Source organism: Microbacterium sp. Z6_144 (genome assembly GCF_057197625.1).
Genome location: NZ_JBXVPT010000002.1, coordinates 643,944 through 665,574, shown reverse-complemented (window position 1 = coordinate 665,574; position 21,631 = coordinate 643,944). Strand labels below are relative to the sequence as shown.

At 71.3% G+C, this 21,631-nt stretch carries 20 protein-coding genes; 6 read left to right on the top strand and 14 right to left on the bottom strand.

Translation table 11 applies throughout. The features are described from left to right. Nucleotides 1-150 precede the first annotated feature (150 nt). The 3 genes from AC2DGY_RS15185 (at nucleotide 151) to AC2DGY_RS15175 (ending at nucleotide 3,126) form a co-directional block, all read left to right on the top strand. Nucleotides 151-618 (top strand): hypothetical protein, encoded by a 468-nt coding sequence (locus AC2DGY_RS15185; RefSeq protein WP_484510588.1) that lies wholly within the window; start codon nucleotides 151-153, stop codon nucleotides 616-618. Between the two features lie 66 nt (nucleotides 619-684). Next, nucleotides 685-2,130, top strand: a complete 1,446-nt coding sequence (locus AC2DGY_RS15180) for a L,D-transpeptidase family protein (protein ID WP_484510587.1) — start codon at nucleotides 685-687, stop codon at nucleotides 2,128-2,130. 27 nt (nucleotides 2,131-2,157) lie between these two features. Continuing rightward, nucleotides 2,158-3,126, top strand: coding sequence for an acetylxylan esterase (locus AC2DGY_RS15175; RefSeq protein WP_484510586.1), 969 nt, complete (start codon nucleotides 2,158-2,160; stop codon nucleotides 3,124-3,126). A gap of 51 nt (nucleotides 3,127-3,177) precedes the next feature. Here the strand turns inward: AC2DGY_RS15175 and AC2DGY_RS15170 are convergent, their stop codons facing one another. Continuing rightward, nucleotides 3,178-5,397, bottom strand: a complete 2,220-nt coding sequence (locus AC2DGY_RS15170) for an NADP-dependent isocitrate dehydrogenase (protein WP_484510585.1) — start codon at nucleotides 5,395-5,397, stop codon at nucleotides 3,178-3,180. A 138-nt stretch (nucleotides 5,398-5,535) separates the two neighbouring features. Between AC2DGY_RS15170 and AC2DGY_RS15165 the strand changes: the two genes are divergently transcribed. Both AC2DGY_RS15165 and AC2DGY_RS15160 read left to right on the top strand, forming a co-directional pair. Further along, nucleotides 5,536-5,988 carry a GNAT family N-acetyltransferase gene (locus tag AC2DGY_RS15165; RefSeq protein ID WP_484510584.1) on the top strand — a complete coding sequence of 151 codons (453 nt, stop codon included), beginning with the start codon at nucleotides 5,536-5,538 and terminating at the stop codon, nucleotides 5,986-5,988. A gap of 278 nt (nucleotides 5,989-6,266) precedes the next feature. Next, a complete protein-coding gene (locus AC2DGY_RS15160) occupies nucleotides 6,267-7,121 on the top strand; it encodes an endonuclease domain-containing protein (RefSeq protein ID WP_484510583.1) in 855 nt (284 codons plus the stop codon). Between the two features lie 262 nt (nucleotides 7,122-7,383). Here AC2DGY_RS15160 and AC2DGY_RS15155 read toward each other — a convergent pair whose 3' ends face one another. The 4 genes from AC2DGY_RS15155 to AC2DGY_RS15140 form a co-directional block, all read right to left on the bottom strand. Beyond that, nucleotides 7,384-9,201 (bottom strand): ABC transporter ATP-binding protein, encoded by a 1,818-nt coding sequence (locus AC2DGY_RS15155; protein WP_484510582.1) that lies wholly within the window; start codon nucleotides 9,199-9,201, stop codon nucleotides 7,384-7,386. After that, nucleotides 9,198-11,075: an ABC transporter ATP-binding protein gene (locus tag AC2DGY_RS15150; RefSeq protein ID WP_484510581.1), complete on the bottom strand. Its 1,878-nt coding sequence runs from the start codon at nucleotides 11,073-11,075 to the stop codon at nucleotides 9,198-9,200. Before AC2DGY_RS15150 ends, AC2DGY_RS15155 begins: the two co-directional genes overlap by 4 nt. A gap of 332 nt (nucleotides 11,076-11,407) precedes the next feature. Further along, the gene (locus AC2DGY_RS15145; protein WP_484510580.1) at nucleotides 11,408-11,908 is read right to left on the bottom strand and encodes a methylated-DNA--[protein]-cysteine S-methyltransferase; all 501 of its coding nucleotides are present in this window, start codon (nucleotides 11,906-11,908) and stop codon (nucleotides 11,408-11,410) included. Further along, nucleotides 11,905-13,497 (bottom strand): DNA-3-methyladenine glycosylase 2 family protein, encoded by a 1,593-nt coding sequence (locus tag AC2DGY_RS15140; RefSeq protein WP_484510579.1) that lies wholly within the window; start codon nucleotides 13,495-13,497, stop codon nucleotides 11,905-11,907. Before AC2DGY_RS15140 ends, AC2DGY_RS15145 begins: the two co-directional genes overlap by 4 nt. A gap of 159 nt (nucleotides 13,498-13,656) precedes the next feature. On the opposite strand from AC2DGY_RS15140, the gene AC2DGY_RS15135 reads away from it, so the two are divergent. Then, on the top strand, nucleotides 13,657-15,090 hold the full coding sequence (locus AC2DGY_RS15135) for a dihydrolipoyl dehydrogenase family protein (RefSeq protein WP_484510578.1): 1,434 nt from the start codon (nucleotides 13,657-13,659) through the stop codon (nucleotides 15,088-15,090). A gap of 25 nt (nucleotides 15,091-15,115) precedes the next feature. Here the strand turns inward: AC2DGY_RS15135 and AC2DGY_RS15130 are convergent, their stop codons facing one another. The 9 genes from AC2DGY_RS15130 to AC2DGY_RS15090 all read right to left on the bottom strand — a co-directional run bounded on the left by AC2DGY_RS15130 (nucleotide 15,116) and on the right by AC2DGY_RS15090 (nucleotide 21,567). Beyond that, complete coding sequence (locus tag AC2DGY_RS15130; protein WP_484510577.1) at nucleotides 15,116-15,607, bottom strand: hypothetical protein; 492 nt, start codon at nucleotides 15,605-15,607, stop codon at nucleotides 15,116-15,118. A gap of 13 nt (nucleotides 15,608-15,620) precedes the next feature. Next, a complete protein-coding gene (locus AC2DGY_RS15125) occupies nucleotides 15,621-15,902 on the bottom strand; it encodes a hypothetical protein (RefSeq protein ID WP_484510576.1) in 282 nt (93 codons plus the stop codon). A gap of 23 nt (nucleotides 15,903-15,925) precedes the next feature. Then, nucleotides 15,926-16,192, bottom strand: coding sequence for a hypothetical protein (locus AC2DGY_RS15120; RefSeq protein ID WP_484510575.1), 267 nt, complete (start codon nucleotides 16,190-16,192; stop codon nucleotides 15,926-15,928). Between the two features lies 1 nt (nucleotide 16,193). Next, on the bottom strand, nucleotides 16,194-19,097 hold the full coding sequence (locus AC2DGY_RS15115) for a TNT domain-containing protein (protein WP_484510574.1): 2,904 nt from the start codon (nucleotides 19,095-19,097) through the stop codon (nucleotides 16,194-16,196). Further along, a complete protein-coding gene (locus AC2DGY_RS15110; RefSeq protein WP_484510573.1) occupies nucleotides 19,094-19,387 on the bottom strand; it encodes a hypothetical protein in 294 nt (97 codons plus the stop codon). The genes AC2DGY_RS15115 and AC2DGY_RS15110 overlap by 4 nt, the downstream gene beginning before the upstream one ends. After that, a complete protein-coding gene (locus AC2DGY_RS15105; RefSeq protein WP_484510572.1) occupies nucleotides 19,384-19,716 on the bottom strand; it encodes a WXG100 family type VII secretion target in 333 nt (110 codons plus the stop codon). The genes AC2DGY_RS15110 and AC2DGY_RS15105 overlap by 4 nt, the downstream gene beginning before the upstream one ends. Nucleotides 19,717-19,797: 81 nt before the next feature. Further along, entirely contained in the window at nucleotides 19,798-20,091 is a 294-nt protein-coding gene (locus AC2DGY_RS15100; protein ID WP_135063853.1) for a WXG100 family type VII secretion target, read from the bottom strand. 125 nt (nucleotides 20,092-20,216) lie between these two features. Then, complete coding sequence (locus AC2DGY_RS15095; protein WP_484510571.1) at nucleotides 20,217-20,945, bottom strand: hypothetical protein; 729 nt, start codon at nucleotides 20,943-20,945, stop codon at nucleotides 20,217-20,219. 10 nt (nucleotides 20,946-20,955) lie between these two features. Then, nucleotides 20,956-21,567: an FHA domain-containing protein gene (locus AC2DGY_RS15090; RefSeq protein WP_484510570.1), complete on the bottom strand. Its 612-nt coding sequence runs from the start codon at nucleotides 21,565-21,567 to the stop codon at nucleotides 20,956-20,958. Between the last annotated feature and the right edge of the window lie 64 nt (nucleotides 21,568-21,631).

The following is a 21,631-nucleotide window of genomic DNA, read 5'->3' as shown; positions in this document are numbered from 1 at the left end:
ACCCCGTCTGTCCGCGCCGCGGGCTCTCCCCGCTCGCCCTCACGGACCTGCGCGAAAGGTCATACCGAAGGATGACGAACGCTATCCCGGAAGGATGACAGCGGCAGCTCGATGCCGCCTAGCGTAGAAATCTCGCTGAAGGAGCACCTGATGAAGACACGCCACGCTCTCGGTGCGGTCGTGCTGGCCGCCGGTCTCGCCCTGAGCGGGTGCGCAGGCACCCCCACCTTCACCGCGACCGCCGGAGTATCCGGTGCGTCGACGGACGCTCCGGGGGACGGCGGTCAGTCCACCGCCGACGCGTGCGCCATCGTCGCCCAGTCGATCGACGAGGCGACGGCGGCGTTCTCCGCCGCGTCCCCGGACGACCCGGACGCCGTCGTATCGGCGCTGGAGTCCGCATCCGGTGAACTGGTCAGCCTCTCGGAGCAGGTGACCAACGACGACATCGCCGCGTTCCTGCCGGCGCTCCGGGCGACGTTCGGCCTGGCCGCCGAAGCGGTGGCCGCCGCCGCCGCCGGCGACCCGTCACGGATGGGCGAGGTCACCGAGCTCGGCACCTCCTTCCAACAGGCCGCCTCCACGTACGAGGACCTGTGCCTGGGCGATCGACCGTGATAGGAACGTTGCCCCCGGGGTGCGTGTCCTCCCTTACCATGAATGAACGAGAAGGGGTGCCACGACATGACGGATCTGGCAACACGACCGGATGCCGGTGAGGAGGGCGCGCACGACGCGACCCCCGCAGGTGACGGCGACGGTCCCGCGTACGCCTGGGCACCGACCGATGGCGGCACGCGCAAACGCCGCGCGGCGCTGTGGATCGGCATCCCCGCCGGAGCCACCGTCATCGCGCTCGTCGCCGCGTCGCTCGTGCTGATCGCCCCCGGCACGGCCGTTGCCGGAGTGCCGGTGGGCGGGATGACCGCAGGCGCGGCCGCGGACGCCATCGCGACGCGTCTGGCCGACACCACGCTCGTGCTCGAGACCGACGAAGGCGAATTCACCGTCACCGGCGCCGAGCTGGGCGCCACGGTGGACGCCGATGCCGCCGCCGAGGCGGCGTTCGCGGCCCATCCGATGTGGAATCCGTCCGGGTGGTTCCCCGGCGAGATCGACGCGCCCGTCGCCCTCGACGAGGCGCGTGCCACTGAGACGCTGCGCAGCGTCGCGGGAGCGCTGTTCGTCGATCCCGTCGACGCCGCCGTCTCCTTCGACGCCGCATCCGCCAGCTACGCGGTCACCGACGCGGTACCCGGTCAGGGCATCGACCTCGAGACGGTGCGCGCCGCCCTCGAGCGCACGTTCGACTCCGGCACCACGACGGGTTCGTTCGAGGTGGCCGTCGTCCCCGTCGAACCCACCGCGACGACGGAGGAGGCCGCGGCCGCCGCCGGCGGCCTGAACGGCATGCTCGACACGGTCGGGTTCTACGTGGGTGAGGAGCGGACCGTTCCCGTCGACCGCGCCGTCGCCGCATCCTGGCTGACCGTGGGCGTGGAGGACGGCGGCTTCGTCGTCGACGCCGACCCGTCCGCCATCCAGCCCGTCGTCGACGGCCTGCCCGCCGCCGTCCTGCGCGATCCGGTCAACGCCACCGTCATCGCGGACTCGGCCGGAGCGGTGCTGCGCGAGCAGACCGCAGGCGTCACCGGCCGCGCACTGGAGAGCACCGACGGGATCGCCAACCAGTTCGCCACGATGCTCAGCGACGGACAGGCGGCCTTCCCGCTGACCGTCACGGAGACGCCCTTCACGACGACGAACCTGGTCCGCCGGATCGACGCGAACCTCAGCACGCAGCGCGTCACCCTGTACGAGAACGACCAGATCGTGCAGTCCTGGGCGGCCTCGTCGGGGCTCCCCGGGTCGGCCACCCAGCCGGGCAACTTCCGCATCGGATGGAAGACCCCGATGCAGGACATGGGTTGCTTCGACGGTGCCCCCTACTGCACCGAGAACGTGCCGTGGGTGGCGTACTTCAACGGCGACCAGGCGTTCCACGGCGCGTACTGGCACAACAACTTCGGCAACCCGATGAGCCACGGATGCGTCAACCTCCCCGTGAACGCGGCGAAGTTCCTCTACGACTGGGCACCCAAGGGCACGCAGGTCTCGGTGCACTACTGAGCGTCGCCCCCACGCTATGGTGACGGGGTGCCGCGTTTCGACCTTCCGCTGACCGAACTCGAGCAATACGGCCCGGAGGTGGCCGAGCCCGACGACTTCGATGCCTTCTGGGGGCGCACGCTCGCCCAGTCGCGGGCGGTCGGCGGGGAACCCGTCATCACGCGCGCGCCCACCATGCTCCGCACCGTGGACGTGTGGGATGTGACCTTCCCCGGATTCGCCGGAGACCCCATCAAGGCGTGGTACCTGCGCCCTGCGGGGCGCGACGAACTGCTCCCGGTGGTCGTGGAGTACCTGGGCTACGGCGGCGGGCGAGGCCTCCCCGTGGACCGGCTCGGGTGGTCGGCCTGCGGCTACGGGCACCTCATCGTCGACACCCGCGGCCAGGGCTCCGGGTGGGGATCGGGCGGTGACACCGCCGATCCGCACGGCGCCGGCCCCGCCTCCCCCGGCTTCATGACGCGCGGCATCGACGACCCGGTCGACTACTACTACCGCCGTGTGTTCACCGATGCCGTCCGCGCGGTGGACGCGGCGCGCGTCCTCCCCGGTGCCGACCCCGACCGGATCGCGGTCGCCGGCGCCAGCCAGGGCGGCGGCATCGCGCTGGCAGCCGCCGGGCTGTGCTCGGGCCTGGTCGGGGTCATACCCGACGTGCCCTTCCTCTGCCACTTCGAGCGCGCGGTGGGCCTGACCGACCGCGATCCGTACCACGAGATCGTGCGGTACCTCTCCGTTCACCGCGGCGCGGAGGAGCGGGTGTTCCGCACGCTGTCGTATATCGACGGCGTGAACTTCGCCAAGCGCGCGGATGCCCCGGCGCTCTTCTCCACCGCGCTGATGGACCTCACCTGCCCGCCGTCGACGGTGTTCGCCGCCTACAACGCCTACGCGGGCCCACGAGACATCGACGTGTTCCGGCACAACGACCACGAGGGCGGCCAGTCGTACCAGCTCACGCGACAGGTCGCGTGGCTGGCGGAGCAGCTGGCCTGAGACGACGAAAAGCGGATGCCGAGGCATCCGCTCTTCGTGTGGGAAGGCCGCTCAGCCGATCGCGTCGACGATCGCGTTGAGGGTGGCCGAGGGGCGCATGATCTCGCGCACCTTCTCCTCGTCGGGGTGGTAGTACCCGCCGATGTCGACCGGGGACCCCTGCACGGCGAGGAGTTCGTCGACGATCTCCTGCTCCTTGGCAGCGAGCGTCTCGGCGATCGGGCCGAACACCTCGGCGAGGTCGGCGTCCGACGTCTGCTTGGCCAGCTCCTGCACCCAGTACAGCGTCAGGTAGAAGTGGCTCCCGCGGTTGTCGATGCTGCCCAGCGTCCGCCCGGGCGACTTGTCGTTCTCGAGGAAGGTGCCGGTCGCCGCATCCAGCGTGTCGGCGAGGACCTGAGCCCGTGCATTCCCCGTCGTCTGCGCGAGGTGCTCGAGCGAGGCGGCGAGGGCGAAGAACTCGCCGAGCGAGTCCCAGCGGAGGTAGTTCTCGGAGAGCAGCTGCTGGACGTGCTTCGGAGCGGACCCTCCCGCGCCGGTTTCGAACAGTCCGCCGCCGGCCAGGAGCGGCACGATCGAGAGCATCTTGGCGCTCGTGCCCACCTCGAGGATGGGGAACAGGTCGGTGAGGTAGTCGCGGAGCACGTTCCCGGTGACCGAGATCGTGTCCTCCCCACGGCGGATGCGCTCCAGCGAGTAGCGCGTGGCCTCCACCGGCGGGAGGATCTCGATCGTGAGGCCCTCGGTGTCGTGATCGCCGAGGTAGGTGTTCACCTTCTGGATCAGCTGCGCGTCGTGGGCGCGCGTGGCGTCCAGCCAGAAGACCGCGGGCGCCCCGGTGGCACGGGCGCGCGACACGGCGAGCTTGACCCAGTCGCGCACCGGCACGTCCTTGGTCTGGGTCGCGCGCCAGATGTCGCCCGGTTCGACGGTGTGCTCGAGCAGCACGTCGCCGGCGGAGTTCACGACCTGCACGACACCGGGGTCGGCGATCTCGAACGTCTTGTCGTGGCTGCCGTACTCCTCCGCCGCCTGGGCCATGAGCCCCACGTTGGGGACGGTGCCGATGACGGCGGGGTCGAGGGGTCCGTGCGCTTTGACGTCGTCGAAGACCGCCTGGTAGATCCCCGCGTAGGACGAGTCCGGGATGACCGCGAGCGTGTCGTCCTCGCCACCGTCGGCACCCCACAGCTTGCCGCCATTGCGGATGAGGGCGGGCATGGATGCATCGACGATGACGTCGGAGGGGACGTGGAGGTTGGTGATGCCCTTGTCGGAGTTCGTGTACGACAGCCGCGGTCCGCGTTCGATGTCGGCGGCGATCGCTGCGGCGATCTCGTCCCCGCCGTCGACCGCCGGGAGGCCCGCGAGGATCGCGCCCAGGCCGTCGTTCGCGGTGAGGCCGGCCGCGGCGATCGCGTCGCCGTACCGGTCGAACACGTCGGCGAAGTACGCCTTCACGACGTGGCCGAAGATGATCGGGTCGCTGACCTTCATCATCGTGGCCTTCAGGTGCACGGAGTACAGCACGTCGTCGGCCTTGGCCGTCTCCAGGGTCTCGGCGAGGAACGCGTCGAGGGCCTTCGCGGAGAGGAACGTGGCATCCACGATCTCCCCGGGGAGCACCGTGAGTCCGTCCTTGAGGGTCGTCACGGTGCCGTCGGCGGCGACGTGCTGGATGGTGAGCACGTCGTCGTCGGGGATCACGACCGAGGCCTCGTTGGCGCGGAAGTCATCGTGTCCGAGGGTCGCGACGCGGGTCTTCGAGCCCTCCGGGAACGCCTTGTTGCGGTGCGGGTGCTTGCGGGCGTAGTTCTTCACCGACAGCGGCGCACGGCGGTCGCTGTTGCCCTCGCGCAGCACCGGGTTCACGGCCGACCCCTTGATGCGGTCGTACCGTGCCCGGATGTCCTTCTCCTCGGGCGAGCCGGGCTCGTCGGGGTAGTCGGGGATGTCGTATCCCTGCCCCTGCAGTTCGGCGATCGTCGCCTTCAGCTGCGGGATCGAGGCCGAGATGTTCGGCAGCTTGATGATGTTGGCCTCGGGCAGGGTCGCCAGGCCCCCCAGCTCGGCGAGCGCGTCGCCCACCTGCTGCTCCGGCGTCAGTCGCTGCGGGAAGGCAGCCAGGACGCGCCCCGCGAGCGAGATGTCGCGGGTTTCCACCTCCACCCCTGCCTGGCGGGTGACCGCCTGCACGATGGGGAGGAAGGATGCGGTCGCCAGGGCCGGAGCCTCGTCGGTGTGGGTGTAGATGATGGTGGAGTCGGGCACGTGTGTCTCTCCAAAAGGCCGTCGCGGGGTCGGCCTCCAGCCTATCGCACGCGCCGGAGATATCTTGATGTCGAGATATCTCCGTAGCACTGGGGAACGCGCGTTCCGAACCCGCCGCATCCCGGCTAGCCTGTGGCTATGGCCGCCCTCCGCCTCGAAGAACTGTCCGCCGCGACGATCGTCGCCGTGAACACGCTTTCGCTCAAACCGGGGCAGGAGCAATTCCTCGCGCCGCTGAGCTATGGCATCGCCGCGACCGTGCTCAACCCGCAGACCACCTGGCAGCGCGTCATCCTCGATGACAACGAGGTCGTCGGATACGTCAGCGCGAACTTCGACCCCGAGGCCCCGCAGGAGCACTTCCGCTCGGTCCTGTGGCGCATCAACGTCGACGCCGACGACCAGGGGCGCGGTATCGGCCGCTTCGCCCTGGAGAGCCTGCTCGCCGAGGCGCGCGGGCGCGGCATGGACCACGTCGACGTCATCTACGAGCCCGGCGAGGAGGGCCCCGAGGCCTTCTTCCAGGCCGTCGGCTTCACGCCCACGGGCGAGACGGAGTACGGCGAGGTCATCGCCGAGATCCGCCTCTAGTCCGACCGGAGCCCGCGGCAGGCGCGCGCGTCGCCGCTGCTGCGCGTCGTGCGCGCGTCGCTCGCGCGCGTCGTGCGCGCGGTGCGCGCTGAGGCTCGATACCCGGGTCGGAGATTCGCCTGAAGGTCGGAGCATCCAGCCCTCATCCTCCGACCGGGGTGGGATTCTCCGACCTAGGTGACGCGGCATCCCTCCTCCCCAGACGCCGAGCTGCACGGGTTCTCCCCGAGTGGCGGCGGGGCGGATGCGGGCGGCGCCGGACGCGCGAGGCTCGGAGCATGCTCGACCTCGAGGGATGGCTCCGCGCGAGAGGCAGCATCGCGCACCGGGATGATGCGCTGGATGCCGGCTTCTCCGCCGCCGGTCTGCGCAGCGCAGTGAGCTCGGGCGGGGACATCCGCCGCCATCGCCGGGTGTGGCTGGCTCTGCCCGACGCGCCCCGCGCGGAGATCGCGGCCGCTCAGGCGGGCGGCCGGATCGCGTGCCTCTCGGTCGCACGCCGGCGGGAGTGGTGGGTGCCCGAGGGTGACGACGGGCGCCTGCATCTGTCGCTGAACCCGCACGGCCGAGCGGTCGGGGGCGACGAGGGCTTCCGCGGCGTCGTGCATTGGACGAAGGCGATCGCACCGACGTCCCGCCGGTCCCTGGAGGAATCGACCGAGGATGCGCTGGCACACATCGCGTCGTGTCTTCCCCGGGAGGATGCCCTCGCCGTGTGGGAATCGGCGATGCGGCGTGAGGGACTGAACGCGCTGGCGCTCCGCGCGGTGAAGTGGACGAGTGTGGATGCCAGATGGTGCGCCGATCATGTGAACGAACTGTCGGACTCAGGGCTGGAGACGCACTTCGCCTACCGGCTCAGCGCGTGGGGCGTGCCGTTTCGGCAGCAGGTGGTCCTGGCCGGGCGCCCGGTGGACGTGCTGATCGGTGAACGGCTCGTCATCCAGGTCGACGGGTTCGCGTATCACTCGAGTTCGGCCGATCGCACGCGCGACCTCATCCACGATGCGGAGTTGCGCCTCCGCGGGTACACGGTGCTGCGTTTCAGCTACGCGCAAGTCCGACACGACTGGCCGGCGGTCGCTCGCACGATCTCCCGCGCGATCGCGGCCGGCGCACACCTCGTCCGCTAACGGGTCGGAGAATCGCACCTCCGTCGGAGGATCCCAGCCACATCCTCCGACCCTCATGCGATCCCCCGACCGGACGACGACGCCCGCCCGCCGGCCGCGCTCCCCCGCGCAAGCGCTCGTGTCGGAGCACCGCATCCCCGTCGGAGGATTTCACGCGGATCCCCCGACCTTCGTGCGATCCTCCGACCGGGGCGCGGCCGGCGCGGGTAGACGAGGGACCCGCGACCGGCCGCGTCAGACGAGGGACCCGCGACCGGCCGCGTCAGACGAGGGAGTCCTGCCAGGCGGCGTGCATCTGCGCGAAGCGGCCCGTGCCGGCGATGAGCGTCTCCGGCAGGTCGTCCTCGATGATGCGCCCGTGCTCCATGACCAGCACGCGGTCGGCGATCGCCACCGTCGAGAGGCGGTGGGCGATGATGATCGCGGTGCGGTCGGCGAGCAACGTCTGCAGCGCCTCCTGGATGAGCCGCTCGCTCGGGATGTCGAGCGACGCGGTGGCCTCGTCGAGGATGAGCACCGCGGGGTCGGCGAGGAACGCCCGCGCGAACGAGATCAGCTGCCGCTGCCCGGCCGACACGCGCCCGCCACGCTTGTTGACATCGGTGCCGTATCCGTCCGGAAGCGCCTGAATGAACTCGTCGGCACCCACGGCGCGCGCCGCCGCCTTGATCTCGTCCAGCGTCGCGTCGGGCTTTCCGAGGGCGATGTTGTCGGCGACGGTCCCCGAGAACAGGTACGCCTCCTGCGTCACCATGACGATCGCGCGACGCAGGTCCTTCGGATGCAGCGAGCGGAGGTCGACGCCGTCCAGGGTGACCCGCCCCGAGGTGGGGTCGTAGAACCGCGCGACGAGCTTCGCGAGCGTCGACTTACCCGCCCCCGTGGTCCCCACCAGCGCGATCGTCTGGCCCGCCGGGATGTCGAGGGAGAAGTCGGGCAGGATGACGCGGTCCCCGGAGTAGCCGAAGACGACGTCCTCGAACCGGACGTGTCCGCGGGCCTTCCACAGATCGACCGGAGAGGTCGGGTCGGGCACCGTCGGCTGCTCCTCGAGCACGCCGGAGACCTTCTCGAGCGCCGCCGTGGCCGACTGGTAGGAGTTCAGGAAGAACGCCACCTCCTGCATCGGGGCGAAGAAGTTGCGCACGTAGAGCACCGCGGCCAGCAGCAGTCCGAGTTCGAACGTGCCGTCCAGCACGCGCAGCCCGCCCCACAGCACCACGACGCCCAGGGTCACGGCCGCGACGGCCATGAGGCCGGGCTCGAACGTGCCGAACAGCCGGATCGAGCGCATGTTGATGTCGCGGTAGTCGCTGGCGAGCTTGCCGAACTCCTCATCGTTGCGCGGCTCCTTGCGGAACGCCTTCACGGCGCGGATGCCCGTCATCGTCTCGACGAACTTCACGATCACCTGTGCGCTGATCACGCGGGATTCGCGGTACACCACTTGCGAGCGGAGGTAGAACCACCGCATGAGGAAGAACAGCGGCACACCCATGACGAAGAGGATGATGCCGGACTGCCAGTCCAGCAGCAGCAGGGCGATCAGCGTGAAGCCGCCGTAGAGGAGCCCGGAGACGAGCTCGTTCAGCCCGCCGTCCAGCAGCTCGCGGATGGTGTCGAGGTCGCTGGTCTGGCGCGAGATGATCCGCCCAGATGTGTAGGACTCGTGGAACTCCAGGCTCAGGCGCTGCGTGTGCAGGAAGATGCGCTTGCGCAGGTCGAACATGATCGCTTGCGTGAGGCGCGCAGCGACCACGGCGTACCAGCCGATCAGCGCCGCCCCGGCGACGCCGGTGAGGAGGTAGACGACGACCACGAGGATGGCGGGCATCCAGTTCATGTCGTCCACGACCGCCGGAAGAGCCGTCGTGATGCCGTAGCCGACGAGGGCGGGGCCCGCCACCCGGAGCGCCGTCGACACGATCAGCACGACCGCGGCCAGCACCAGCTGCCAGCGGAGGGGCGCCACGAGCGACCCCAGCAGCCGCAGCGAGCGGCGCCGGATGGTGCGGCTTTCGTCGCGCGAGTAGTCGGAGCGGTCTTCGCCGCTGGTTCCGGTCACCGTCGTGGTGCTCATCGGGTCACCTCCTTCTCGGTCTCTGAGAGTTCTTCGCGCTCGGCGGAGCGCCGCCGGCCCTCCCCCGGTGCCTGAGCCCGTCGAAGGGCCTCGGCCTCGAGACTGGAGATCACGTACCGGTAGTGCTGGCTGTCGCGCAGCAGCTCGGAATGCGTGCCGACGGCCGTGACGCGACCGGCCTCCAGCAGCGCGACCCGGTCGGCGAGCATGACGGTCGAGGGGCGGTGGGCCACGATGAGCGCCGTGGTGTCGGCGAGCACCCTTCGCAGCGCCTCCTCCACGAGCGCCTCGGTGTCGACGTCGAGCGCCGACAGGGGGTCATCCAGCACCAGCACCGCGGGCCGCGCGGCGACGGCGCGGGCCAGCGCCAGGCGCTGACGCTGACCGCCCGAGAGGCTGAGCCCCTCTTCGCCGATCACGGTGTCGAGGCCCTTCGGAAGCTCGTAGACGAAGGCAGCCTGCGCCACGTCGAGCGCTTCGCGCAGCACCTCCTCCGCCTCCGGCGACCCGGGGATGAGATCCTCCCGGCCGAGCAGGACGTTGTCGCGCACGGATGCGGAGAAGAGCGTGGCGTCCTCGAAGGCCATGCCGACGTGCCGGCGGAGTTCACGCAACTCGAGGTCGCGCACGTCGACGCCGTCGAGCGTCACGCGGCCGCCGGTCACGTCGTACAACCGGCCCGGGAGGGTGGTGAGCGTGGTCTTGCCCGAACCGGTCAGTCCGACGAGCGCCATGGTCTCCCCCGGCCGCAGCACGAGGTCGATGCCGTCGAGGAGATCCCGGGTGGAGGCCGGAGCATCCTGGTACCGGAAGTGGGTGCCCTCGAACGCCAGCTCGCCCCGCACGTCGGCGATGGTGCGGGGCTCGGCGGGGTCGGTGATGGTGTTCTGCTCGTCGAAGACCTCGAAGATGCGGTCGGTGGCCGTGCGGGCGTCGACGAGGAACGAGAAGAGGAACCCGATCGACTCCACGGGCCACCGCAGGATCGTCGCCATCGCGAAGAACGCGATCAGCTGCCCCACCTGCAGCTCGCCCATCTGGACCAGCACGATGCCCGCGCCCAGACACAGCGCGAACGCGATGTCGGGCAGCAGCACGAGCCAGAACCAGATCCAGCCGACGGCGCGCGCCTTGGCCAGCTCGGTCCCGCGGAGGGTCTCGGCCTGACGGGCGAACTTCTGCAGGGCGTGCTTGCCGCGACCGAACGCCTTGAGGACGCGGATGCCGTGCACGCTCTCCTCGACCGAGGTCGCCAGGTCACCGGCCTGATCCTGGCTCTGGCGCGACAGCATCCCGTACCGCTTCTCGAAGAGGTACCCGGAGATCCACAGCGGCAGCGCGCAGATGACGAAGATGGCCCCGAGCGCCCAGTGCCACGTGAACAGGATCGCCGAACCCGCCACGATCGTCAGCAGGTTCACGACCAGCAGGATGAGGCCGAAGGCGAGCCAGCGGCGGATGAGGCTGATGTCCTGCATCATCCGGCTGAGGAGCTGCCCCGACTGCCAGCGGTCGTGGAAGGCGACGGGAAGGCGCTGCAGGCGCGCGTAGAAGTCGGTGCGCAGGTCGTACTCGACCTTGGTCGCGGGGCCCAGGACGAACCAGCGGCGCGCCCACACCATGAGCGCTTCGAGAAGGCCGAGCACCAGGATGGCGCCCGCGCCGACGGCGACGAGCCAGGGCTCACCGGCGGTGATGGGGCCGCCTTCGCCGACGATCACTTCGAGGATGAGTGGGATGCCGAGCGCGAGAAGGCTCGCGATGAGCGCGGTGACCGCACCCAGGATGAGCCGACCGGCCACCGGCTTGGCGAACGGCAGGAGTCTCGCCAGGGAGCGGAGCATGGACGAGGGGGGAGCGGTGTCGCGGGTCATGATCCTCAGAGGGTCGGAGCTGCGCGCCGGATCGGGCGCGAACGAAGGGTGCCGGAGCGGCGAATGACGGCTCTGCCGTCAGCCGCTCAGCGGGGGAAACGGAAAAACGGGCGGCGTTATGCCGCAGGGGTTGCGGATGGCGTCGATCCCGCCCGGCGACCCGTACGCCGGCCGGCGGAGGGGATGCGCACGATCACCGGCTGTGCAGCGGGAACGATCGTGTCCATGACATCCTCCTCAGGTGCGGGCCGAGCACCGCCGCACTGCGAAGGTGCGACAGCCCTCCAGCCTAACCTGGGCATTTCCTGGACGCAACATCGTCCGGGGCGCGTTCACGCGGCCGCTTCGCGCCCCAGGAGGCTCCGCTTCACGTCGAGTCCCCACGCGAATCCGCCGAGGGTGCCGTCGGTCCGGAGCACGCGATGACACGGCACGAACAGCGCCGGGACGTTGCGGGCGCAGATGGATGCGGCGGCCCGAACGGCCGCGGGTCGCCCGAACATGGTCGCGAAGGCCGTGTAGGTCAGCGGCTGCCCCGGCGGGATGCGGCGGAGGGCGTCCCATCCGGCGCGCTGCAGCTCCGTCCCAAACTGCCGCACCTCCACGCCGTTGATCGCGGCGACATCGCCGGCGTAGTACGCGCGGACCGCGGCCGCGGCATCCGTCTCGCCCGCGGTGACCAGGCGCGGGCGATGCCGCTCTGGCAGTCGCTGGAGGATCGTGCGGGCGTCGTCGGTCCAGCCCGAGACGAGGACGCGCCCCTCCTCGTCGGCGACGATCGTGAACGCGCCGTCGGGGGTGGGAAGGGTCTGGATGGTGGCGGACGCGGTCATGCGGGAACCTCCTCGGTGCGGGCTCCGGCGGGGGCGGGCTGACGGGACGGTTGTTCAGAATTCAGGAGATCCGGCACCTCCGGCGCCTCCCGGAGCCGCTGTGCGGCGATTCTTCCTGAGTTTTGCGCGCGGGACGGGCGGAGGGGCGCTGCACGCCACAGGTGCGCCGTGAGATAGCTGCGCCACGGCGCCGCGCGCGTCGACCACGCGGTGAGCCCGGCCGGGTCGGCGGGAATCCCGGCGGCGGCGGCTCCCGCGCGCGCGGCGACATCGCCGGGGAGGAGCACGTCGGGGTCGGCGAGGACGCGCATCCGCACGTAGTCGGCGGTCCAGGGCCCGATCCCGGGCAGCGCGAGGAGCGCCGCGCGCTGCTCGGCGCGGTCGTCACCGGTGGTGAGGACGAGGTCGCCGGAGGCCAGAGCCGCCGCGGCGCCGGTGATCGCGCGGATGCGGGCGGCCGGACCACGGAGCACCTCATGGCCGCGCTCGGCGATGGCGGCCATCGTCGGGAACAGGACGGACGTGCCCTCCACGTCCGGCACCCGCTCCCCCAGCGCATCGGCCAGGGCGGCCAGAGCCGTCCGGGCCGCCGCCACCGTGATCTGCTGGCCGACCATCGCCCGGATGAGCATCTCGTGCGGGTCGGCGGCGCCGGGAACGCGGATACCCGGCACCCCCGCCACGAGCGGGCGGAGTTCCGGATGCTCCGAGAGCGCATCGTCGATCGCCACCGGATCGGCATCGAGGTCGAACAGACGCCGGGCGCGCGTGACGAGCGTCGACAGGTCGGAGAGCCGCGCGAGACGCGCCCGCAGGCGCACCCGCCCGGCGTCATCGACGCGCAGCTCGAACCAGCCCGGCCCGCCGGGGAGCCGGATCGCCCGGGCGAAGTGCCGGGCATCCGCCGTCTCCACGCCGGGGAGGGCGCGCGCCGTCATCCAGGCGAACAGGCCCGCGGAATCGAGCGCGCCGCGGTGCGGAAGGGCCAGGTCGATCGCACCGCCGGTGAGATCGGCGGCGCGCCGGCGCGCGCGCAGCTGCAGCGGCGGCATCCCGAACACCTCGCCGACGGTCTCGTTGAACTGCCGGACGCTGGAGAAGCCGGCGGAGAACGCGACGTCCGCTGCCGGGAGGTCGGTGCCCACCAGGAGCATGCGCGCCGTATGGGCCCGGTGGGCGCGGCTGAGGGCGAGCGGGCCGGCACCCAGCTCGGCGGTGAGGAGCCGCGTGAGGTGGCGCGGCGAGTATCCGAGGCGCCGCGCGAGACCGGGGACGCCGTCGCGGTCGACGACTCCGTCGGCGATCAGGCGCATCGCGCGGGCGGTGATGTCGCCGCGGACGTTCCACTCCGGCGAGCCGGGCGCCGCCTCCGGCAGGCACCGCCGGCAGGCGCGGTATCCGGCCTCGTGCGCGGCCGCGGAGGTCGCGTAGAACGTCACGTTCGCCGGCCGGGGCGTGCGTGCCGGGCAGCTGGGGCGGCAGTAGATCCCGGTGGTGCGCACGGCGGTGACGAACTGCCCGTCGAAGCGGCGGTCGCGAGACTGGATGACGCGGTATCGCTCGTCGAACGTCATCCCCTGGGTGGTCATACCCCCAGCCTGTCACGCCCCTCTCCCACGGCCTGGCGGAAATCGGACACGGCCCTGCCGGCCCGCCCGCGCGGGAGCACCCGGCCTCCGAATCCACGGACGCGCGCCGGTGTGCGCGAGTTCGGCGCCCGCGGTCGCCAGCGCGAGTAGCGTGGCGACATGAGCGCGCGCGAGTACGACGTGATCGTGATCGGGGCCGGGCCGGTGGGCGAGAACGTGGCCGACCGGGCCGTGAAGGGCGGCCTGACCGCCGTCATCGTGGAGGCAGAGCTGGTCGGCGGCGAGTGCTCGTACTGGGCCTGCATGCCGTCGAAGGCGCTCCTTCGCAGCGGCGCTGCGCTGCGGGCAGCGCGGGCCGTCGACGGCGCGAAGCAGGCCGTCACCGGTGACCTCGACGTGGCCGCGGTGCTCCGACGGAGGAATCGCATCGTCCACGACTGGACGGATGACTCGCAGGTCGCGTGGCTGGACGGAGCGGGCATCGACCTCGTCCGCGGCCACGGCGCGCTCACCGGTGAGAGGCGGGTACGGGTCACGGCGGACGACGGGTCAACGACCGACCTCCTCGCCCGCCATGCGGTGGCGCTCTGCACCGGGACGGCGGCCCTCCTCCCCGACATCCCCGGGCTGCAGGGCATCCGCCCGTGGACGAGCCGGGAGGCCTCCGCGGCACAGTCGGCCCCGGCATCCCTCGCCATTCTCGGAGGCGGTGTGGTCGCCGCGGAGATGGCCACCGCGTACGCGAGCTTCGGCACCCGGGTGACGATGCTCGCCCGCTCCGGGATCCTCACCGCCGAGGAGCCGTTCGCCGGCGAGCTGGTGACCGCATCCCTGCGCGCACTGGGCGCCGACGTGCGCATCGGGGTGGAGCTGGTCTCCGCAGCGCGCGAGGGGGATGGCCCGGCTGTGCTCTCGCTGTCCGATGGCACGACGTTGGAGGCCGAGGAGGTGCTCGTCGCCACCGGCCGCGTGCCGCGCACCGGCGACCTGGGTGTGGAGACCGTCGGGCTCGAGCCGGGTACCTGGCTCGACGTGGACGACACGATGCTGGTGACGGGGACGGACTGGCTCTACGCCGCCGGCGACGTCAACCACCGCGCGCTCCTCACCCACCAGGGGAAGTACCAGGCGCGCGCCGCCGGCGACGTCATCGCGGCGCGGGCGAAGGGGGCGCCCGTGCAGGATGCTCCGTGGGGTGCCCACGTCGCCACCGCCGACCACTCCGCCGTGCCGCAGGTGACCTTCACCGACCCGGTCGTCGCCTCCGTCGGGCTCACCGCCGCCGCCGCGGAGAAGGCCGGCATCCGCGCGCGCGTCGTGGACTACGACCTGTCGTGGGTGGCCGGTGCCAGCGAATACGCCGACGGTTACCGGGGTCGGGCGCGCGCCGTCGTGGACGAAGACCGGGGTGTGCTGGCGGGCGTCACGTTCGTGGGCCCGGATGTGACGGAGCTGCTGCACTCGGCGACCATCGCGATCGTCGGGGAGGTCTCGCTGCACCGTCTGTGGCACGCGGTGCCCTCGTATCCCACGACGAGCGAGGTGTGGCTGCGGTTCCTGGAGACCTACGGGCGCGACAGCGCCTCGAGCTGAGCCCGCCCCGGCGAACGGGGCAGGTTCACCGCGCCAGCGGCGCCTCGGCGAGGGTGGCGTGCCGGCGCAGCTCATCCGCGGAGTACACGGCGTACCGCGAGAACGCCGCGGCGTCGAGGTCGCTCGCGAACCACCGCCTGCGGGCGTGGGGGCCGTCGAGCAGCCACCCGCCATCGGCACCGCGCTGCACGCTCCACCCCTCCGCGGCGACCGCGATCCCGTCGGCGCCGAGCTCCCCGAGGCGCTTCAGGCGGCTCAACCCGCGGGACTCGCGCGCCGACCCCAGGTAGAGCATCACGACGAAACGATCCACGTCCTCCCAGTCGGCAGAGGACATCCGGGCGGAGAAGGGTTCCGAGCGCAGGCTCTTGCTCACGATCCATCCGTCGTCCGAACGATCCACGCGCACGCGTGCCTCCCCGTCATCGACGAGGAGCACGGCATCCGTGGACGCGAGCATCTCCAGACCCTCGCCGGCCAGCCAGCGCACCAGGTCATCCGACGTCGCATCGCTCACGGGAACCCCTTTCTCAGCGCCACTCGAAGGTCAGGAGCGCGGTGAGCGCCGCCAGCGCCTCACCGGACAACTCCGGATGGCGCCCGCTCACGCGCGCCACCAGAGCGTTCCCCCATGCAGAGAGGTTCGCCACAGCCAGCAGCTCAGCGTCGTGGTCGATTTCCGTCAGGATCTCCAGAACGCCCTGTCGAAGATCCGGGTCGCCGATGCGGGACGGAAACCGCCCGGGTACCGCGCCATCACCGTCGTAGCCGACGAAGGTCACGACCGCGGAGCTCAGGGCGTCGTCGACCACGGGGGGCCTCTCGCGGAGGGGTCCTACCGTGCGGGTGCGCGGTAGTTGAGGGCCTCCGCGTACAGACGCACGGCGCGCAAGGCTGCGGCCACGGCCACTTCCTCGTCGGGGAACGTCCGACGGGTCCCCTCCTGGGGCACCGCGCGCTCGTCGGTGATGATGAGTTCCCACTCACCGTCTCGCTCATACAGGCATACGCGGTTCGCCGTCGTTCCCGTCGGCGGACCGAAGTGGAAGTAGCGCTCCAGCCCTTCGTCCGCCAGTACCGACTTGAGTTCCGAGGAATTCACGTCACACCTCCTTGAGCACGCCGAGGCCGACGAGGATGTCCACGCTCAGCGGCAGTTCGTACTGTACTGCGCCTCCGCGCTGGCCGAAGCCGGGCGCCGCGTTACCCGCCTGGGGCACGTTGTCGAAGGAGAAGTAGCCCAGCTCGCGAAGGTTGTCCACGGCCCGACGCACATCCGCCGGAGCCGAGTCGTATGCGGAACGGAGGTCGTTGAAATCGCCGACCACCTCGTACCGGTGGTACTGCCCGGGATCCTGGACGTAGGGAAGGGACCGCTCGTCGTACGCGTAGGGCGAGCCGTCCGGGAGAGGCGACGTGTACCGCCCGTTCCCGGGACCGTACCGGTCGATGTACGAGCCGGGAGCCGGGATCTCGTCGTGCATGATCGGATTTCCGCTGGCGTCGAGCTCGAAACCGTGACCAGGCACCTGTCCCCAATCGATGGCCCCATCGGCCAGTACGCTCGCATCGCGCGGGATCTGCACGTCGTCGGGCCACTGGCCCGTTCGGATGAACTCGTTGTACGCGCGCCGGTCCGTGGCCTGCAGATAGTCGGCCAGTTCCCGTGGTGACAGCGAACTCTGCTCGAGGACGTGCGAGATGTCGCGTCCGGTCGTGTCGACCAGCGGCGAGGAACCGTCGAGCTGTGCCACGCGGTCCGCCGGCAGGTCGCCGTCGCGCGGCGGTGCACCGTCTGCGGGGGTGGTCGCATCGGCATCGGCTCCCGACGGCGGTGCCGCGTCCCCGCCCACCGGGGGCACGGCCTGACCGCCGTGCGGGCCCGCATCGCCGGCGTCGGCGTCCGAGAGCGCGCCGTCCCGGGCGTCCGCACCGTTCCCGGGGGCATCCGCACCGTCGGTCGGCGCATCCGCACCGTTGGTGGGGGCATCCGCACCGTTCGTCGGAGCATCGGCACCGTTCGTCGGAGCATCGGCACCGTTCGTCGGAGCACCCCCACCGTTCGTCGGAGCACCCCCACCGGTGCCGGGCGCATCGGCGCCGCCGGTCCCGGAGGAGATCGGGAACCCGTCGCCGTCTGCGTCGACGCCCAGGTCGTTCTCGACGTCGTGGAAGATGGGCGTCTCGGGGTCGTGGCCGCTGCCCGGGTTCGGCGTGCTGTCGCCCGAGCCCGTGGACGGCGGCAGGCCGTCGCCGCCTCCGCCGGTGTGTACCGGAGGCGTGGGGATGTCCACCGGGTCGGGCGCGCTGGTGCCCGAACCGGACCCCGAACCAGCCCCGCCGCCATTGCCGCCGGTCGCGCCGGGCGCGTGAACCTCAGGAACCTGCGGGGCGCTGCCATTGCCGCTCCCCGAACCAGGCCCGACATCGTTACCGCCGGTCGCGTTGGGCGCCTCGCCCTGCGGAACCTGCGGTGCGCCGCCGCCGTCGCCACCACTTCCGCTGACGTCGTTGCCGCCGGTCACATTCGGGCCGTCGTAGTCCGTGTTGCCCGCGGGACCGCCGTCGCCACCGCCACCGCTGACGTCGTTGCCGCCGCTGACGACGGGACCCTCGTAGTCGTTGGTGCCCGTACGACCACCGTCGGGGCCGCCGGCGCCCGCATTTCCGCCACCGCTGATGACGGGCGTGTTCTCGTTCACCCGCACGTTGCCCGAGCCCGGGTCTGCCGCAGACGACGAGCCGCGGCCGGAACCTCGGCGGGCCATGCCACCGCCGAAGCCGGCGCCACCGACGCCGCCGATGACGACGTTACGGACGTCGACGCTGCCGTCGCTGATGAGGCCATCGGTGGCGGCACCGGCCGCACCCCCGCCACCGCCGGCGAGTGCCTGGACGGCGACGCGCTGACCGTAGCGGCCGAAGGGCGCTGTGATCGCCTCACTGACGGCGCCGCCCACGAGCCCCGAACCGAAGGCCGCGAGCAGATTCGCGTCGCCGCGCTTGACGATGACCTCGGAGGTCACCGCGGCCGCGGTGCCCGACGCCACACTGATGATCGCCCGTGCCATCCGTTCGTGGCTTCGCGCGTAAGGGATGAGGCTGGCCCGGATGGCCCGGATCCGCACGGCCACGCGCGCCGCGGTGCCCCCCACCTTCGTGAGGATCGTCAGGATGCGACCACCGATGACAGCGACGCGTGCCGCAATCGCGGCGGCGCCGGCAGCGCCCCCCGCACCCAGCGTGAAGACGCTGAGGGCGGCACTGATCGCGACCGTGGCGGCGATCTCCACCGCCAGCTGCACGAGCATCTCGATGACTTCCTTGTGCGCTTCGCGCACGTCGTCAGAATACTCGCCGCACTGCGTGCCGATCTCCTCGATGAGATCGGCTACCTCGGTGATGTCGCTGGCGAAGTCGGTCACCTCGGTTCGGGCCTTCGGCAGCTCCACGCTGTCGAGGGAGGAGACGGCGTTGTCTGCCTGGCGCACATCGGTGGCGACGCGGCGGACGTCGCGGGCGATGTCCTTCCACATCTGTGCGGCCTCGTCGAGCTGGTCGGTGTCGGCATCGGGCCACATCATCCCGACGAAGTCCACCACCAGATCCCAGCCCTTGGGCTCGTCGCCCTTGCCGCCGAACGCGGACGGCGGTGCCGAGACGTTCTCGGGCGACCGTGCAGGGCGCAGCGTGAAAGCACCGGCGTCGAAGGGCTGCCCGGATGCGACGGCCTCGGCCGACGCGGCGTTGGCGCCGCTCGCCATGAAGAGGCGGTCCAGGGTGTTGGCGCGCATGCCGATGTCGGAGATGTTCTGCAGCGCGGCGCGGGCGGAGTCGTCGTAGGCGCTGGCGAACTGCTCGCCGCCCGGGTCGCTTCCCGCCATCGACGAGTATCCGCTCGCCGAAGAGCTGGCGCTGGATCCCACGCCGTCGGCCGAGGTCGCGATCGCCTCGAAGGCGTCGGCGGCCTGGACGTACAGGGTCGGGTCGATTCGTCTCGTCGTCATGCGCTGGCCCACATCGTACGGTTGTCGTTCTGGGCGGCTTCGTAGACCGATGCGGCCTCGCCGACCCATTTCTTCAGATCTTCGGCGTGCGTCTTGATCGCCGTCGCGCCGACCTGCCACGTGCCCACGAGCCCGAGGAACTCCACGCTGGCCACGCCCGCCCACTGGGCGTTGGCCGCCGCGGTGGCACCGGCGGCGTGGGTCTCGAGGTCGGTGCAGTAGGTGATGAGGTTGCCGAGCGCCGTTTCCAGCTCCCGCAGCTGGGCGAGGTCGAAGGTGTGCTGGCTCACGCGGTGCCCCCGCCCTGACGGCGTGCGCCGACGGTGGACGAACGGGATGCGGCGGTCACCTGCATCTCGGTCACGGTGTATCCCGTCTCCGCGCCCTGAACCCGTGTGGCGATGTCGGTGAGGGCATCACGGAGGAGGCCGGCGTTGGTCTGCCACTCCGCCCAGCTCTCCGCGAACGCGTCCGCAGCGTCGCCGCTCCACGACGCACCCACGATGGATGTCACCACCCCGGAGATCTGAGACACGTGCCCGTCGAACTGGGCGACGGCTCCGACCATCGCCGACGCCGAATACCCCAGGGCCGGTGTCGATACCGAGAATTGCCCCATCTGCTGCTCCCTACGCTGGTTGCTGCCGCTCACCCACGGACGACAGGGGGCGCCGTCTCCCGGCGCCCCCGATGCTCACGCTCAGGCGCGGAAGCTGTTGCTGATGTTGTTCTCCGACTCTTCGTAGGCCAGCGCGGCCTTCGAGAGCTGGTCGCTGATGCCGGTGAGGGACTCCTTCAGCTGCAGGCCCGCGGCATCCCACTGCTCGTACAGCTCGTTGAACGACTGCGAGGCGGCGCCGCCCCAGTCGCCGGCGATGAGCCCCTGTACGAGCGACTTGAGGTTGCTGAGCTGCGACTCGATCGATGCCGCGCCAGACGAGAGCTGGTTCGCGACGCCGGAGAGCGACTCCGAGGTGACTTTGATGTCCGCCATGTGATCCTCCGTGGTTCAGGGCGTGGAAGCCGCCCGGGTCATAGGTTCCAAAATGGTTGTACCACATATGCGCGTCGAGGAATTTGGGCCTTGCGCTCCGGGAACCACCTATGACAGAAAAGTCCTCATGCGTCGCGACGCATGGGCCGCCCGGTGGCCATGCTCGACGCAGCGCGCCCGACCCGGCGCGGGTCATCCGTTTCGAGGTAGCGCACCACCCCGGCCGCGCTCAGTTCTCGCAGCGCCCCGGTCAGGGCGTGCAGCTGCGGGTCGCCCAGCGCCGCGTCCAGCGGCAGCGTGATCCCCCCGAGGTCCAGGGCCGTGCTGAGGTAGCGCGTGAGACCGCCGCTGGCTCCGGCGCGGAAGCGCTTGGGACGGGCGATCCCCACATGCAGGGTCACCTGAGAGCCCCCCGCGCGGTAGGTGAGGCGTCTCATCCAGCGGCTGAGCCCCCCGCCACGGGCGAGACCTGCCCGTTCGTCGCAGTAGACGACCCCGAGGACGTCCGGCCACGGGACCGGAGGGATGCCGGAGAAGAGCAGTGCCTCCGGGGTGAGGATGAGCAGCGGGTCCTCCGCGCGGAGGAAACCGCGCACGCGGCGCCGCAGCCACAGTCCGAGCACCAGGCTCGCGAGGAGGATGACCAGGAGGAGGCTCAGGAGGAAGTAGGTCGCGAGGCGCCCGATGTCGCTGACGGCGAGCGCCACGATGCCGGCTCCCACGATGGCCGACAGCAGGAGGTAGGTGCCGACGTAGGCGGTATTGCGGCGCAGGGTCGCTCGGAGGTGCCCGCGGTCGGCGTTCAGCGCGACGGCATCGATCGGGCGCCCGCCGCCCGGCGTCAGTGCGGTCATCGCCGCGCGGTCATCGCGCCGTGCCGACCTCGACGACGACATCCCCGAGGAGCAGGCGGTCACCGGCGGAGATCGGGAACGGCTCACGCGGGCCGAGGGGATGACGCACCCCGGCGCGCTCCACATGGGTGCCGTTGCCCGAACCCGCGTCTTCGGCGGTCGCCTCCCCCGGCGCGCTCGGGCGGATGATCAGGTGCACGCGCGAGACCGACCGGGTGGGGTCGGCGACCTCCACCGGGACGCCGTCGTGGTCGGCGGCCCGCCCGGCAGGGTTGCGCCCGAGGACGAGCGTCTGGTCGATGGCGATCTCGGTGCCCTGCGGGAGCCGCAGCGCGAGGGCGGCGGGGGCGACGGGCGCGGGGGGCGCCACCGACGTCGGCCGCCCGGCGGGACGAGGGGTGAGATCGGGCAGGGGCACCGGAGCGACCGGCTCGGGCGCGCTGACGGGAGCCGCCACGGCCTCCGGCTCACGACTACCGCCTCCGGTGGTACGGAAGGGCGGTGGCAGGGGGTTCCCCCCGCCGGCGACCGGCGCATCGGCGACGACGATCTGCCCGCAGGACGGGCAGAACATCGTATTCGGCCGGACGGCCGCACCACAGAAGCGGCACTGCGTGCTCATGGGGTGGCCCCTCGCATCGTGAACGTGCGGACCCCCGTCCGCACCCAACCCTGTCAGCTTACGC